This is a genomic window from Pseudomonas gregormendelii, from assembly GCF_017114825.1.
Taxonomy (GTDB): domain Bacteria; phylum Pseudomonadota; class Gammaproteobacteria; order Pseudomonadales; family Pseudomonadaceae; genus Aquipseudomonas; species Aquipseudomonas gregormendelii.
In genome coordinates this window covers 171,610-185,659 of record NZ_JADEVO010000005.1, presented here as the reverse complement: position 1 = coordinate 185,659, position 14,050 = coordinate 171,610, and the positions used below count along the sequence as shown (strand labels likewise).

Genomic DNA, 14,050 nt, shown 5'->3' with positions numbered 1-14,050 from the left:
TAATGGCACAGTGCCTTGTCATAGGCAAAACCTAGTCCAGCAGATCCAGCTGCAGATGCTCGGCCACGGCTTCAGCGCTCACCAGCTTGAGTTTTGGGACCCGGCCGAGGCAAGGCGCAGGGATTCGCTCGGCCAGTGTCGCGAGATTTTCCTCCAGGCGCGAAGTCTTCGGATCGATGATATTGGCCACCCAGCCCGCCAGCTGCAGGCCGTCGCGGGCGATCGCTTCGGCTGTCAAAAGCGCGTGATTGATGCAGCCCAGGCGCACACCCACCACCAGGATCACCGGCAGGTTCAGCGCCTTCGCCAGGTCCGACAGATTATCCTGGTCCGCCAGCGGCACCCGCCAGCCGCCGGCGCCTTCGATCAAGGTGAAGTCCGCCTGCATGTCCAGAATCTGCTGCATGGGAATGAACAGCGATTGCACGGTCAATGCCACGCCCGCTTCGCGGGCGGCCAGGTGGGGGGCAATGGCGGGCTCGAACGCGACCGGATTGACCTGCACATAGGTCAACGGCAAGGAACATTCTGCCAGCAATGCCAGGGCATCGGCATTGCGCAACCCCTTGGGTGTCACATCACAGCCGGAGGCCACCGGCTTGCCCGCTGCCGTGCTCATGCCCGCCGACCGCGCGGCATGCAGCAAGCCTGCGGCTACGGTGGTCTTGCCCACATCGGTGTCCGTACCGGTAATGAAATAGGCTGCACTCATAAGGGTTTCTCCAGCACCGCGTAGACCACTTGATAAGTCGCCGGCAGACCTTCGGCCTGACGAAACTGCTCATAAGCCTCGATCAAGCCGAGGATCCGCGCCCGACCGGTCAGACCACCGGGCCGACCCGGATTGATATTGTGTGCACCCAACGCCTTGAGCTCATGGGTCAAGCTGCGCACATCCGGGTAATGCAGTACATGCGCACGGGTTTGCAAGCTCGCGACACGCAATCCACTGTCGGCGCACAAATGCTGATAGATGCCCAGTTCGCGGAAGCGATTGACGTGCACCATGCCGTCCACCCGGCGCCAGCTGTCGCGCAACTCGAACAACGTGCCCACACACAGACTAGCAAACGCGAAAACGCCCCCCGGTTTGAGCACCCGCCGCGCTTCACTGAGCACCGAGGCGAAGTCTGCGCACCACTGCACCGCCAGGCTGGAGAAGATCAGGTCACAGCTCGCATCCTGCAGCGGCAGGCACTCTGCGTCCCCGGCGATGAAATGCGTTGCACCACCCAGAGGCCGAGCGTGCGCGAGCATGCCCTCGGCGATGTCCAGCGCCACACCCTGCGCGCCGGTAAAGCGTTCGCCCAGTGCACGACTGAAGTAGCCAGTGCCACAGCCCAGGTCCAGCCAGCGACCCGCAGAAAAATCTTCCGGCAAGCGACGCAATAACTCGCTGCCAACATCGCGCTGCAATTCGGCCACACTGTCGTAGGTGCCCGCGGCCCTGGAAAAGGAGGCCGCCACCTGGCGCTTGTCCGGCAAACCGCCAGACAGGTTGGGAAGGGACAAATCAGTCATCGCCGCTCTCATGCAAAAAGGCCTGGATCGCCCCGGCCACTCCGTGCGGGTCCTCCAGAAGAAAAGCGTGACCGGCCTGTTCAATCAGACCGATTTCGACATCCGGCAGCAGCGCCAGCAAGTCGCCTGCCGCTTCAGCGGGTACCAGCCCGTCCAGGCCGGCGAACAGGTGCAACTGCGGACCGCGAAAAGCTTGCAATGCCTGGCGGGTATCCAGTTGCGCCAGCAACTCCAGGCCGCTCATCAACACTGCTGGCGAGCTGTGCGGAGCACCGCCCAGCAAAAGCCGTGACAGACCGCGCGAGTCCTCGGCGCCCTGGGCGCACAGCAGCGAAAAACGCTTGAGGGTCGTTCGCGGATCGTCGCGGCAACCGGCCAAAAAAGCATCAAAAGTCTCACCGGGCATCGCACTGGGCCATTGTTCATGGGCAACGAACGAAGGATTGCTTGCCAGCGTCAGCAGGCCGCAACAGCGATCACCGCGCCTGGCGGCCAACTCGGCCGCCAGCATGCCGCCCAGCGACCAGCCGCCCAGCCAGGCGTCTTGAGGTACGGTGGAGTCGAGTTCATCCAGCCAGTCGTCGAGATCACTCGACTCCAGCTCCGGCAGCGGCTCGATCTCGACATTCAGGTGTTCATCCAGCCCGTGCAACGCCGCAGCCAACGGTTCCAGGGGCGAAATTCCGAGGCCCCAGCCTGGCAGCAGAATCAGTCGATTACGCATGGCTTGGCTCAGCTCCCAATTGTTGAAAACAATCTGCCAGTGCGTTTAACAATAGCTGCACCTGCGCTTCGCTGTGCGCAGCGGTCAGGGTCACGCGCAACCGGGCGCTGCCGGCAGGCACAGTGGGTGGGCGAATTGCAGTCACCATCAGGCCGCGCTCGCGCAGCATCTGTGACAGGCGAACCGCACGTCCGGCGTCACCGATCATGATCGGCTGGATCGGCGTGAAGCTGTCCATCAACTCCAGGCCGATCTGCTGCGCCCCCTGGCGGAACTGGCCGATCAACGTCTTCAAGTGCGCCCGCCGCCAGTGTTCGCTGCGCAGCAGCTCGAGGCTTTTGAGGGTGGCGCATGCCAGGGCGGGAGGCTGACTGGTGGTGTAAATATAGGGGCGCGCGAACTGGATCAGGCTTTCGATGAGCTCTTCGCTGCCGGCAACAAAGGCTCCCGCTGTGCCGAAGGCCTTGCCCAGCGTGCCGACGAGCACCGGAACATCCTCCTGGCTCAGGCCGAAATGCTCGACGATCCCACCGCCGTTGGCACCCATCGCCCCAAAACCGTGGGCATCGTCGACCATCAACCACGCGCCCTTGGCCCGGGCTTCACGCGCCAGGGCGGGCAGGTCGGCGATATCGCCGTCCATGCTGAACACGCCGTCGGTAACCACCAGGGTATTGCCGGTGGCTTTTTCGAGCCGCTTGGCCAGGCTTGTCGGGTCGTTATGCAGGTAACGATTGAAGCGCGCGCCGGACAGCAGGCCGGCGTCCAGCAATGACGCATGATTGAGGCGGTCTTGCAGCACTGTATCGCCCTGCCCCACCAACGCGGTCACTGCGCCCAGGTTGGCCATGTAACCGGTGGTGAACAACAAGGCGCGGGGGCGACCAGTCAGGTCAGCCAAGGCTTCTTCGAGTGCGTGGTGCGGCCCGCTATGACCGATCACCAGATGCGAGGCCCCACCCCCCACGCCCCACTTGGACGCGCCAGCACGCCAGGCTTCAATCACTTGGGGGTGATTGGCCAGGCCAAGGTAGTCGTTGTTGCAGAAGGCGAGCAACGGCTGACCATCGACCACCACTTGCGGGCCCTGGGGACTTTCGAGCAGCGGGCGGTGGCGGTAGAGGTTTTCGGCACGACGGGCTGCCAGGCGTGCGGCGAGATCAAAAGACATGCAGGCCTCGGAGGTCAAATCACATAAAACAATGTGAGCACACCCCCTGTGGGAGCGAGCCTGCTCGCGATGAGGCCAGAACACTCAATATCGATGCCGACTGGTCTAACGTATCGCGAGCAGGCTCACTCCCACAGGGTTTGTATTCCAATCAGCGGCAGCGGGATCTTCAAACGGCCGCGTTATAGAACTGCTCGCTACTTTTCTGCTCCACCAGCGCCTGCTCGATCGCCGCCTGATGCACCTCATCGGCATGTTCTTCACGTGCTTCCGGCAGTATCCCCAGGCGCGAGAACAACTGCATGTCCTTGTCAGCCTGCGGGTTGGCAGTGGTCAGCAGCTTGTCGCCGTAGAAAATCGAGTTGGCGCCGGCGAAAAATGCCAGGGCCTGCATCTGCTCGTTCATCGCCTCACGGCCCGCAGACAGGCGCACGTGGGATTGCGGCATGAGGATGCGCGCGACCGCCAGCATGCGGATGAAGTCAAAGGGGTCGATGTCCTCGGCATTTTCCAGCGGCGTGCCGGCAACTTTCACCAGCATGTTGATCGGCACCGACTCCGGATGCTCCGGCAGGTTGGCCAGCTGGATCAGCAGGTTGGCGCGGTCATCGAGGGACTCGCCCATGCCCAGGATTCCGCCGGAACAGATCTTCATCCCCGAATCACGCACATAGGCCAGGGTTTGCAGGCGCTCGCCATAGGTGCGGGTGGTGATGATGCTGCCGTAGAACTCCGGCGACGTGTCGAGGTTGTGGTTGTAATAGTCCAGGCCAGCCTGGGCCAGCGCCTCGGTCTGGTCCTGATCGAGACGTCCCAGGGTCATGCAGGTTTCCAGGCCCATGGCTTTCACACCTTTGACCATCTCCAGCACATAGGGCATGTCCTTGGCCGACGGATGCTTCCAGGCCGCGCCCATGCAGAATCGCGTCGATCCGATGGCCTTGGCGCGAGCGGCCTCTTCGAGGACCTTCTGCACTTCCATCAGCTTTTCTTTTTCCAGCCCGGTGTTGTAGTGACCCGACTGCGGACAATATTTGCAATCTTCCGGGCAGGCACCCGTCTTGATCGACAGCAGCGTGGAAACCTGGACGCGATTGGCGTCGAAATGCGCGCGGTGCACCGTCTGCGCCTGGAACAGCAGGTCATTGAATGGCTGCACGAAGAGCGCTTTGACTTCGGCCAAAGACCAATCATGACGCAGGTTTGCAGTGGTGCTGGCGCTCATGGGCGTTTCCTTGTTTTATGCTTGGCAGGCGCCGGTTATGGAATAACCACAGGCGCGACACGGATGTTCGGCATATTTAAGGAAGAGCGATGCGCTGTCAACCACGTTACGATGGACAGGTTTACATCTGGTTAAAAAACAAACAGTCTTGTTTGCTGTGCCAGGAAGATGTCGAAGAGACCGCCCCGATCTGCATGGCCTGTGAAACCGAGCTGCCATGGCTGGGCGATCAATGCCAGACCTGCGCACTGCCCTTGTTCGCGCCAGGCATGACCTGCGGGCAGTGCATGAAGCAACCGCCAGCCTTTAAACAGGTCGCAGTGCCCTGGCTTTATGACTTCCCGGTGGACAGCCTGATCACCCGCTTCAAACACAGCGCAAAATGGCCATATGGGCGCCTGCTCGGCGAACTTCTCGCACAATACCTGCAGCATCGCTTTGACGAAGGCATGCAGCGCCCGGACGCGCTGGTGCCGGTTCCCATTGCTACCCGGCGCTTGCGCCAGCGGGGCTTCAATCAGGCGGCGATGCTGGCTCGCTGGCTGGGTGAACTACTGCAAATCCCCTGCGACGAGAAGCTGGTGCTGCGGGTTCAGGACACCAGCGCGCAGCAGGACCTGAAGGCTGATGCCCGGAAAAAGAACTTGCGTGAGGCTTTCGCCCTGACCCTCGATGCCTCAATCAAGGGCCGCCACCTGGCACTGGTCGACGACGTGCTGACCACCGGCGCTACCGCCCAGGCCGTCGCGCGCCTGTTGATGGAAGCCGGCGCTACCCAGGTAGACGTCTACTGCCTGGCGCGCACCCCAAAACCCTCTGAGAGCAAGGCTTGACCGCCCCCCAACCTTTGGGGCGAATCCTGTGGGAGCAAGGCTTGCCCGCGATGGACGATGACGCAGTCCACAGGCTTGACTACCAGGCGCCCAGGCGCCAACGTCCTGCAAGTCGCCACAACCAAAGCGCCCTGCCATGTCACTGCCAACGTTATTATCCCAGCACATCGTTCGACGCCCGCAGCGCATCGCCCTGCTGCAGCACATCGCCGAACAGGGCTCGATCACCCGCGCGGCGAAAAGCGCCGGGCTCAGTTACAAGGCTGCCTGGGACGCCATCGATGAGCTGAACAACCTGGCGCAAAAACCCCTGGTGGAACGCAGCGTCGGCGGCAAGGGCGGTGGCGGCGCCAGGCTTTCCAGTGAAGGTGAGCGGGTGTTGCGCCTGTATCAGAAGCTCCAGGTCGTGCAGGCCCAGGTGCTGGAAACGGCTGAGGAAGCCAGCGACCTGAACCTGCTCGGTCGCTTGATGCTCAGGACCAGCGCGCGCAATCAACTGCACGGCAAAGTCGTTGCGATCACCGCCCAGGGGCGCAATGACCGGATCCGCCTGGAGTTGGCCGCAGGGCTGGTCATCGACACGCAGATCACTCACGACAGCACCCTGCGCCTGGAACTGCAGACCGGTACCGAGGTGGTGGCGCTGATCAAGGCCGGCTGGCTTGAGTTGCTGGGCATGGATCAACAGTCGACACCCGGCACCAACTGCCTGCAGGGCAGGATCGAAGCAATAATCGACGCCGAGGACGGCCCGAGTGAAGTGCGCATCAGCCTGCCCAACGGCCAGACCCTCTGCGCGCTGGCCGAGCCGCTACACCTGCGAACACTGGTCCTGGACGTCGGCAAACCGGTACAGGTGCAATTTGCTCCCTCCAACGTACTGTTGGGTACACCGCTCTGAAACATTAGCGTCATTAATGCGCCTTAAGGTGGCTGCAAAATCCTGCAGGGAGCCTGATGTGAACCTACTAGAAGAAAACCAGTCCACTGACCTCGAAAAAATGGTCGGCCTCAGCCGCCGCGGCTTTATCAGCGCAGGAGCGCTCTGCGGCGCGGCCATGTTCATGGGCGGTAGCCTACTGAGCCGCAGCGTCCTGGCCGCCAGCGTCAGCGCCGGCACCAGCCAGCTTCTGGGTTTCGAGAGCATCCCTGCCGCGACCAACGACGCCATCAGCCTGCCTCCGGGCTACCGGTCTTCGGTGCTGATCAGTTGGGGACAGCCGCTGCACAAGGATGGCCCGGCCTTCGATCCAAGCGGCAACGGCACCGCCGAGCAACAGGAATTGCAGTTCGGCGACAACAACGACGGCATGAGCCTCTTCGAGTTTCCCGGAGAAAAAGACCGCGCGCTGATGGCGATCAACAACGAATACACCAACTACCGCTATCTCTACCCCCACGGTGGCATGCCGCAATCGGCGGCCGACGTGCACAAAGCCCTGGCCTGCGAAGGCGTGTCGGTGATCGAAGTGCAGCGCAAGGGCGACCAATGGCACTTCGTCCAGGGCTCGCGCTACAACCGGCGCATCCATGGCAACGCGCCCATCGACCTGAGCGGTCCTGCAGCCGGGCATGCGCTGGTGAAAACCAGCGCAGACCCACAGGGCAAACATGTCCTCGGTACTTTCCAGAACTGCGCCAACGGCAAGACGCCATGGGGCACTTACCTGACGTGCGAAGAAAACTTCACTGACTGCTTTGGCAGCAGCGACGCCGGGCAGCCGTTCGATGCCGCGCAAAAACGCTATGGCGTGGTCGCCGCCAGCAAGGAAATCAACTGGCACCCCCACGACCCGCGCTTCGACATGGCGAAGAATCCCAACGAGCTCAACCGTCACGGCTGGGTGGTGGAGATCGACCCGTTCGACCCCCAATCGACGCCGAAGAAGCGCACTGCCCTAGGCCGCTTCAAGCATGAAAACGCTGCGCTGGCAGAAACTGCCGACGGTCACGCCGTGGTCTACATGGGCGATGACGAGCGCGGCGAGTTCATCTACAAGTTCGTCAGCCGCGACAAGATCAATCATGCAGATGCCAAGGCCAACCGCGACTTGCTGGATCACGGCACCTTGTACGTCGCACGGTTCGACGCTGGCGACAGCCATGCAGATCATCCAAAAGGTCATGGCGAGTGGATCGAGTTGACCCACGGCAAGAACGGGATCGATGCCAGTAGCGGTTTTGCCGACCAGGCGCACGTGCTGATCCATGCACGCCTGGCTGCCAGCGTGGTCCATGCCACCCGCATGGACCGCCCGGAATGGATCGTCGTCAGCCCCAAGGACGGCCAGGTCTACTGCACTCTGACCAACAATGCCAAGCGTGGCGAAGAGGGCCAGCCGGTGGGCGGCCCTAACCCGCGGGAGAAGAATGTCTACGGGCAGATCCTGCGCTGGCGCACCGATCGCGATGATCACGGCGCCAACAGTTTTGCCTGGGACCTGTTCGTCGTTGCCGGCAATCCGGGCGTTCATGCCGGTACGCCAAAGGGTGGCTCGTCGAACATCACGCCGCAGAACATGTTCAACAGCCCGGACGGCCTGGGATTCGACGATGCCGGCCGGTTGTGGATTCTCACCGATGGCGACTCAAGCAATGCCGGCGACTTCGCGGGCATGGGCAACAACCAGATGCTCTGCGCCGACCCGGTGACGGGCGAAATCCGCCGGTTCATGGTGGGCCCGGTCGGCTGCGAAGTCACCGGGATCAGCTTCTCGCCAGACCATAAAACCCTGTTTGTCGGCATCCAGCATCCGGGGGAGAACGGCGGTTCGACCTTTCCCGAGCATCTGCCGAACGGTAAGCCACGGTCTTCGGTAATGGCTATCAGCCGTGAAGATGGCGGCGTGGTCGGCGCCTGATAAAACTTCATCGCGGGCAAGCCTTGCTCACACAGCTCCATGCGCCACTTTAGAGTCGGCGCCAACCCTGTGGGAGCGGCGGTGCGACGATTCGACTTGCCCGCGAAGGCGTCCGCCCGGACGACACACATCTCAACCCCACCCCCTAAACAAGCCCCGTCTGCGCTACCATGCTTGGCCGGACGCGGCAGCCTGCTGCGCGCAGGAGTCAGCATGGCCCACCCGTTTGCAACCCTCACCCCAGATCTTGTGCTCGATGCCGTCGAAAGCATCGGTTTTCTCAGCGACGCCCGCATCCTGGCCCTCAACAGCTACGAAAACCGTGTCTATCAAGTCGGCATCGAAGACGGTGAACCGCTGATCGCCAAGTTCTACCGCCCACAGCGCTGGACCAACGAAGCGATTCTTGAAGAGCACCAGTTCACCTTCGAGCTCGCCGAATGCGATGTGCCCGTGGTGGCGCCAATGATTCATAACGGTGCCAGCCTGCACGAGCACAACGGTTTTCGTTTCACCCTGTTCCCGCGCCGTGGGGGCCGCGCGCCGGAGCCAGGCAACCTCGACCAGCTGTACCGCCTGGGTCAATTGCTCGGGCGTCTGCACGCCGTGGGCGCGACCAAACCGTTCGAACATCGCGAAGCATTGGGCGTGCAGAACTTCGGCCATGCCTCGCTGGCGACGTTGCTTGAAGGTAATTTCATTCCCAAGAGCCTGCTGCCCGCCTATGAGTCAGTGGCCAGGGACCTGCTCAAGCGCGTTGAAGAGGTCTATAAGGCCACTCCACACCAGAACATCCGCATGCACGGCGATTGCCACCCCGGCAACATGATGTGTCGAGACGAGATGTTTCACATCGTCGACCTCGATGATTGCCGCATGGGCCCTGCAGTGCAGGACATCTGGATGATGCTTGCCGGCGATCGCCAGGAATGCCTCGGCCAGTTGTCAGAACTGATGGACGGCTATAACGAGTTCCACGACTTCGATCCACGGGAACTGGCGCTGATCGAACCGTTGCGCGCGCTACGCCTGATGCACTACAGCGCCTGGCTGGCCAGGCGCTGGGATGACCCGGCGTTCCCCCACAGCTTCCCGTGGTTCGGCACTGAGCGGTATTGGGGCGATCAGGTGTTGGCACTGCGTGAACAACTGTCGGCGCTCAACGAAGAACCGCTGAAGCTTTTTTGAGATTAAAAGATCGCAGCCTCTGGCAGCTGTAGGAGCTGCCGAAGGCTGCGATCTTTTTGTTTTCCGACAGGACACATCTATACAACCGCCCTACAATCCCCTCTTTGTTAGCTGCCTAAGCAAGGATTCTGCATGCAAGCCGCCAACCCGCGTCGCGGGTACATCCTGGGCCTGAGTGCCTACATCATCTGGGGACTTTTCCCGCTCTATTTCAAAGCCATCGCCAGCGTCCCCGCCGTGGAGATCATCATCCACCGCGTGCTCTGGTCGGCGCTATTCGGCGCCTTGCTGCTGATGGTCTGGAAGCACCCAGGCTGGTGGCGCGAATTGCGTGACAACCCTAAACGGCTGGCGATACTGGCCTTGAGCGGTACGCTCATTGCGGCCAACTGGCTGACCTACGTGTGGTCGGTAAACAATGGGCGCATGCTCGAAGCCAGCCTGGGTTACTACATCAACCCGCTGGTAAACGTGCTGTTGGGCATGCTGATCCTCGGCGAGCGCCTGCGACGCATGCAGTGGCTGGCGGTGGGCCTCGCGGCGGCTGGCGTGGCACAACAGGTATGGCAAGTCGGCAGCCTGCCCTGGGTGTCGCTGGTACTGGCATTGACCTTCGGTTTCTACGGCTTGATTCGCAAGCAGGCGCCGGTCAAGGCCCTGCCCGGCCTGGTGGTGGAAACCTGGATGCTGGTGCCAATCGCCGTTGCATGGCTGCTGTTCAACCCCGCGGCGAGCAGTGCGCAAGCACAGTTCTGGACCACGTCCGAAGCCTGGTGGCTGGTGGCTGCCGGGCCGGTGACGCTGATACCGCTGGTATGCTTCAACGCCGCCGCACGCCACTTGCCCTACACAACCCTGGGATTTCTCCAGTACCTGGCGCCAACGCTGGTGCTACTGCAGGCGGTACTGTTGTTTGATGAGCACCTGTCTTCCAGCACCCTGGTGGCCTTCATCTTTATCTGGGCAGGCCTGGCGGTTTACAGCGTCGATGCCGTGATAAATTTGCGCCGGCGCAGCTGATCAAAAAACACTCAAACCTCTGCAGGCCACGACGCTCGTGGCCTGCAACCAACTGCCCCAAGGTTATCCACAGCGTGATCCCCTGCGATTGTGCGCAAGTGATTGAAACTGCTGGTTTTTTGATCAACTCTTGAAGAGGCCCGGCCCGCCTGGGCTGGCGGGCTGTCTCTACAGGTTATCCACAGGCAGGTGCACGTTTAACTTGGATAACCTTCTCAAGCCTCACTGCGCAGCACCAGTTCCACCATCAGATCATCGGCCAACGTTTCCAGGCGCGACTGCAATACATCAAGCGAAAGCGTCAGCGGCACCGCCAGAATCGCTTCGGCGTGGAACAGCGGTTCGCTGCTCATGGGTGCAGGACGTACCTCGGTAACCAGCCGCTCGAGATTCACGCCCTGCTCGCTGAGCAGGCGAGTGATGTCGCGCACGATCCCCGGACGATCATTGCCCACCAACTCCATGGCGATCGGCTTCCAGGTGCAGGACTGTTCAATGCCACTTTCGGCGATCAGCACACGGATCCCGTGGGCGGACAAGGCTTGCAGCGCATCGACCAATTCGTCATAGGCTTCGGCCGGCACCCCCACCCGCAGGATCCCGGCGAACTGCCCGGCCATCCGCGACATTCGGCTTTCCAGCCAGTTACCGCCGTGCTCGGCAATGCACTGGGCGATGCGCTCGACCTGCCCAGGCTTGTCCGGAGCGAAAACTGTGAGTACGAGGTGGTCCATGGCGCAGCCCTCTTTTGTTATAGAAAAGGAAGTATAGGCAAGGGGAGATTCTGTGTTGAATCGTCTGCCGTCATCGCGAGCAGGCTCACTCCCACACGGATTGCGTCCTGTGAGAGCGAGCCTGCTGGCGATTGGGTGACCCTCGAAAAACCTGCAAACCACAAATCGTGTACAACTTTTTATATTTAGCTGGAACAATCCATCACTTTTTTGAGAACATCCCGTTCCCCGTCGCGACCGCAATGCGTCATGGGGTCGCAGAACGACGCAATTAGTCTAATTTTCACAACCGCAATTCATCATGTAGTATGCCGCAGCGCGCACTACATAACGTTGGATCGATGTCTGCCAAGGCGCAGTCGCAACCCCTGAAAGCCCCATCAGCAAGGCTTCAAGCCGTTGATTGGACCAACCCCAGCCGCCCGCAAGGGCATGTACTGGCGCCAGGGTTTGTGGTTTAAATGGCCAGAGGCTTCATTGTCATAATTGAAGAGCTGAAAAGCGAAATAGCTGAGCAGAGTGAGGCAAGCAATGACTGAACACGTTCAAGTCGGTGGCCTGCAGGTCGCCAAAGTCCTGTTCGACTTCGTGAACAACGAAGCCATTCCCGGTACCGGCCTCACCGCCGATAAGTTCTGGGCCGGTGCCGACAAGGTCATTCATGACCTGGCGCCGAAGAACAAAGCCCTACTCGCCAAACGCGATGATTTCCAGGCTCGTATCGATGGCTGGCACCAAGCGCGTGCCGGCCATGCACATGACGCCGTGGCCTACAAAGCCTTCTTGCAAGACATCGGTTATCTGCTGCCAGAAGCGGCCGATTTCCAGGCAACGACGCAAAACGTCGATGACGAAATCGCCCGCATGGCCGGCCCGCAACTCGTGGTGCCGGTGATGAACGCGCGCTTCGCGCTCAACGCCTCCAATGCCCGCTGGGGTTCGCTGTACGACGCGCTTTACGGCACTGATGCCATCAGCGAAGCCGACGGTGCGGAAAAAGGCCAAGGCTACAACAAGGTCCGCGGCGACAAGGTCATTGCCTTCGCCCGCGCCTTCCTCGACGAAGCGGCCCCCCTGGCTGCCGGCTCGCACGTAGACTCCACCAGCTACAAGATTGTTGACGGCAAACTGGTGGTCGCCCTCAAAGGCGGCAGTAATTCCGGACTGCGCGACGACGCTCAGCTGATCGGCTTCCATGGCGATGCCGGGGCACCCACCGCGATCCTGCTGAAGAACAACGGCCTGCATTTCGAAATCAAGGTCGATGCCCGCACCCCCGTCGGCCAGACGGACGCGGCCGGCGTCAAAGACATCCTGATGGAAGCCGCGTTGACGACCATCATGGACTGCGAAGACTCCGTAGCGGCTGTCGATGCTGACGACAAGGTGGTGATCTACCGCAACTGGCTCGGCCTGATGAAGGGCGACCTGGCGGAAGAAGTTGCCAAAGGCGGCAAGACTTTCACCCGCACCATGAACGCCGACCGCACCTACACCGGCGTCGACGGCAAGGAACTGAGCCTGCATGGCCGCTCCCTGTTGTTCGTGCGTAACGTGGGTCACCTGATGACCATCGACGCCATCCTCGACAAGGACGGCAACGAAGTGCCGGAAGGCATTCTCGACGGCCTGGTAACGTGCCTGGCCGCGATTCACAGCCTCAACGGCAACAATTCGCGCAAGAACAGCCGCACGGGCTCGGTCTATATCGTGAAGCCGAAGATGCACGGCCCGGAAGAAGCCGCGTTCACCAACGAGCTGTTCGGTCGCATCGAAGACGTGCTGGACCTGCCGCGCAACACCCTCAAGGTCGGGATCATGGACGAGGAGCGCCGCACCACGGTCAACCTCAAGGCATGCATCCAGGCAGCCGCCGAGCGCGTGGTGTTCATCAACACCGGCTTCCTCGACCGCACTGGCGACGAAATCCACACCTCCATGGAAGCCGGCCCGATGGTGCGCAAGGCCGACATGAAGGCTGAAAAATGGATCGGCGCCTACGAGAACTGGAACGTCGATATTGGCTTGAGCACCGGCCTGCAAGGTCGTGCGCAAATCGGTAAAGGCATGTGGGCAATGCCCGACCTGATGGCGGCGATGCTTGAACAGAAAGTCGCTCACCCTCTGGCCGGTGCAAACACCGCCTGGGTACCGTCACCAACCGCAGCGGCGTTGCACGCATTGCACTACCACAAGGTCGACGTGTTCGCTCGTCAGGCCGAACTGGCCAAGCGTGCCCGCGCTTCGGTGGACGACATCCTGACCATTCCGCTTGCCGTGAACCCGAGCTGGACTGCGGAGCAGATCAGGAACGAACTGGACAACAACGCCCAGGGCATTCTCGGCTACGTGGTGCGCTGGATTGATCAGGGCGTAGGTTGCTCCAAGGTGCCGGACATCAATGACGTCGGCCTGATGGAAGACCGTGCGACCCTGCGTATCTCCAGCCAGCACATCGCCAACTGGCTGCGTCACGGCATCGTCACCGAAGAACAAGTGATGGAAAGCCTCAAGCGCATGGCGCCGGTGGTTGACCGTCAGAACGCCAACGACCCGCTGTACCGCCCACTGGCTCCGGACTTCGGCAGCAACATTGCCTTCCAGGCGGCGGTCGAACTGGTGGTGGAAGGTACGAAGCAGCCGAACGGCTACACCGAGCCGGTCCTGCACCGTCGTCGCCGTGAGTTCAAGGCTGCCAATGGCCTCTGAGTAAACGCTAGCGGCGAACAAAAAAAGGCCCTGATCTTCGGATCAGGGCCTTTTTGCATATGAA

At 61.3% G+C, this 14,050-nt stretch carries 12 protein-coding genes; 6 read left to right on the top strand and 6 right to left on the bottom strand.

Features of this window, described 5'->3' with window-relative positions; genetic code table 11:
• Nucleotides 1-31 precede the first annotated feature (31 nt).
• The 5 genes from bioD to bioB all read right to left on the bottom strand — a co-directional run bounded on the left by bioD (nucleotide 32) and on the right by bioB (nucleotide 4,641).
• The gene (gene bioD, locus IMW75_RS05985; protein ID WP_045059938.1) at nucleotides 32-712 is read right to left on the bottom strand and encodes a dethiobiotin synthase; all 681 of its coding nucleotides are present in this window, start codon (nucleotides 710-712) and stop codon (nucleotides 32-34) included.
• The gene (gene bioC, locus IMW75_RS05980) at nucleotides 709-1,521 is read right to left on the bottom strand and encodes a malonyl-ACP O-methyltransferase BioC (protein ID WP_045059937.1); all 813 of its coding nucleotides are present in this window, start codon (nucleotides 1,519-1,521) and stop codon (nucleotides 709-711) included. The genes bioD and bioC overlap by 4 nt, the downstream gene beginning before the upstream one ends.
• On the bottom strand, nucleotides 1,514-2,245 hold the full coding sequence (locus tag IMW75_RS05975; RefSeq protein WP_045059936.1) for an alpha/beta fold hydrolase: 732 nt from the start codon (nucleotides 2,243-2,245) through the stop codon (nucleotides 1,514-1,516). The genes bioC and IMW75_RS05975 overlap by 8 nt, the downstream gene beginning before the upstream one ends.
• Complete coding sequence (gene bioF / locus IMW75_RS05970; protein WP_045059935.1) at nucleotides 2,238-3,416, bottom strand: 8-amino-7-oxononanoate synthase; 1,179 nt, start codon at nucleotides 3,414-3,416, stop codon at nucleotides 2,238-2,240. Before bioF ends, IMW75_RS05975 begins: the two co-directional genes overlap by 8 nt.
• 169 nt (nucleotides 3,417-3,585) lie before the next feature.
• Nucleotides 3,586-4,641, bottom strand: coding sequence for a biotin synthase BioB (gene bioB, locus IMW75_RS05965; protein WP_045059934.1), 1,056 nt, complete (start codon nucleotides 4,639-4,641; stop codon nucleotides 3,586-3,588).
• An 89-nt stretch (nucleotides 4,642-4,730) separates the two neighbouring features.
• On the opposite strand from bioB, the gene IMW75_RS05960 reads away from it, so the two are divergent.
• From IMW75_RS05960 to rarD, 5 genes are all read left to right on the top strand, one after another.
• Nucleotides 4,731-5,474, top strand: a complete 744-nt coding sequence (locus tag IMW75_RS05960; RefSeq protein WP_205892092.1) for a ComF family protein — start codon at nucleotides 4,731-4,733, stop codon at nucleotides 5,472-5,474.
• Between the two features lie 136 nt (nucleotides 5,475-5,610).
• Nucleotides 5,611-6,375: a TOBE domain-containing protein gene (locus IMW75_RS05955; protein ID WP_045059932.1), complete on the top strand. Its 765-nt coding sequence runs from the start codon at nucleotides 5,611-5,613 to the stop codon at nucleotides 6,373-6,375.
• A gap of 58 nt (nucleotides 6,376-6,433) precedes the next feature.
• A complete protein-coding gene (locus IMW75_RS05950; protein ID WP_205892091.1) occupies nucleotides 6,434-8,335 on the top strand; it encodes an alkaline phosphatase PhoX in 1,902 nt (633 codons plus the stop codon).
• Between the two features lie 213 nt (nucleotides 8,336-8,548).
• Nucleotides 8,549-9,523 carry a serine/threonine protein kinase gene (locus IMW75_RS05945; RefSeq protein ID WP_045059930.1) on the top strand — a complete coding sequence of 325 codons (975 nt, stop codon included), beginning with the start codon at nucleotides 8,549-8,551 and terminating at the stop codon, nucleotides 9,521-9,523.
• Nucleotides 9,524-9,655: 132 nt separating this feature from the next.
• Nucleotides 9,656-10,543 carry an EamA family transporter RarD gene (gene rarD / locus IMW75_RS05940; RefSeq protein WP_045059929.1) on the top strand — a complete coding sequence of 296 codons (888 nt, stop codon included), beginning with the start codon at nucleotides 9,656-9,658 and terminating at the stop codon, nucleotides 10,541-10,543.
• Nucleotides 10,544-10,758: 215 nt separating this feature from the next.
• Here the strand turns inward: rarD and IMW75_RS05935 are convergent, their stop codons facing one another.
• The gene (locus IMW75_RS05935; RefSeq protein WP_045059928.1) at nucleotides 10,759-11,277 is read right to left on the bottom strand and encodes a glycine cleavage system transcriptional repressor; all 519 of its coding nucleotides are present in this window, start codon (nucleotides 11,275-11,277) and stop codon (nucleotides 10,759-10,761) included.
• A 531-nt stretch (nucleotides 11,278-11,808) separates the two neighbouring features.
• Between IMW75_RS05935 and IMW75_RS05930 the strand changes: the two genes are divergently transcribed.
• Complete coding sequence (locus IMW75_RS05930; RefSeq protein ID WP_205892090.1) at nucleotides 11,809-13,986, top strand: malate synthase G; 2,178 nt, start codon at nucleotides 11,809-11,811, stop codon at nucleotides 13,984-13,986.
• Nucleotides 13,987-14,050 lie beyond the last annotated feature (64 nt).

Excerpts from the sequence above, each read along its gene's own strand:
- IMW75_RS05935 (WP_045059928.1), bottom strand. The coding sequence starts at position 11,277 with ATGGACCACCTCGTACTCACAGTTTTCGCTCCGGACAAGCCTGGGCAG.
- bioC (WP_045059937.1), bottom strand. The coding sequence starts at position 1,521 with ATGACTGATTTGTCCCTTCCCAACCTGTCTGGCGGTTTGCCGGACAAG.
- IMW75_RS05945 (WP_045059930.1), top strand. The coding sequence starts at position 8,549 with ATGGCCCACCCGTTTGCAACCCTCACCCCAGATCTTGTGCTCGATGCC.
- bioD (WP_045059938.1), bottom strand. The coding sequence starts at position 712 with ATGAGTGCAGCCTATTTCATTACCGGTACGGACACCGATGTGGGCAAG.
- IMW75_RS05930 (WP_205892090.1), top strand. The coding sequence starts at position 11,809 with ATGACTGAACACGTTCAAGTCGGTGGCCTGCAGGTCGCCAAAGTCCTG.
- IMW75_RS05960 (WP_205892092.1), top strand. The coding sequence starts at position 4,731 with ATGCGCTGTCAACCACGTTACGATGGACAGGTTTACATCTGGTTAAAA.
- bioF (WP_045059935.1), bottom strand. The coding sequence starts at position 3,416 with ATGTCTTTTGATCTCGCCGCACGCCTGGCAGCCCGTCGTGCCGAAAAC.
- IMW75_RS05975 (WP_045059936.1), bottom strand. The coding sequence starts at position 2,245 with ATGCGTAATCGACTGATTCTGCTGCCAGGCTGGGGCCTCGGAATTTCG.
- rarD (WP_045059929.1), top strand. The coding sequence starts at position 9,656 with ATGCAAGCCGCCAACCCGCGTCGCGGGTACATCCTGGGCCTGAGTGCC.
- IMW75_RS05955 (WP_045059932.1), top strand. The coding sequence starts at position 5,611 with ATGTCACTGCCAACGTTATTATCCCAGCACATCGTTCGACGCCCGCAG.
- bioB (WP_045059934.1), bottom strand. The coding sequence starts at position 4,641 with ATGAGCGCCAGCACCACTGCAAACCTGCGTCATGATTGGTCTTTGGCC.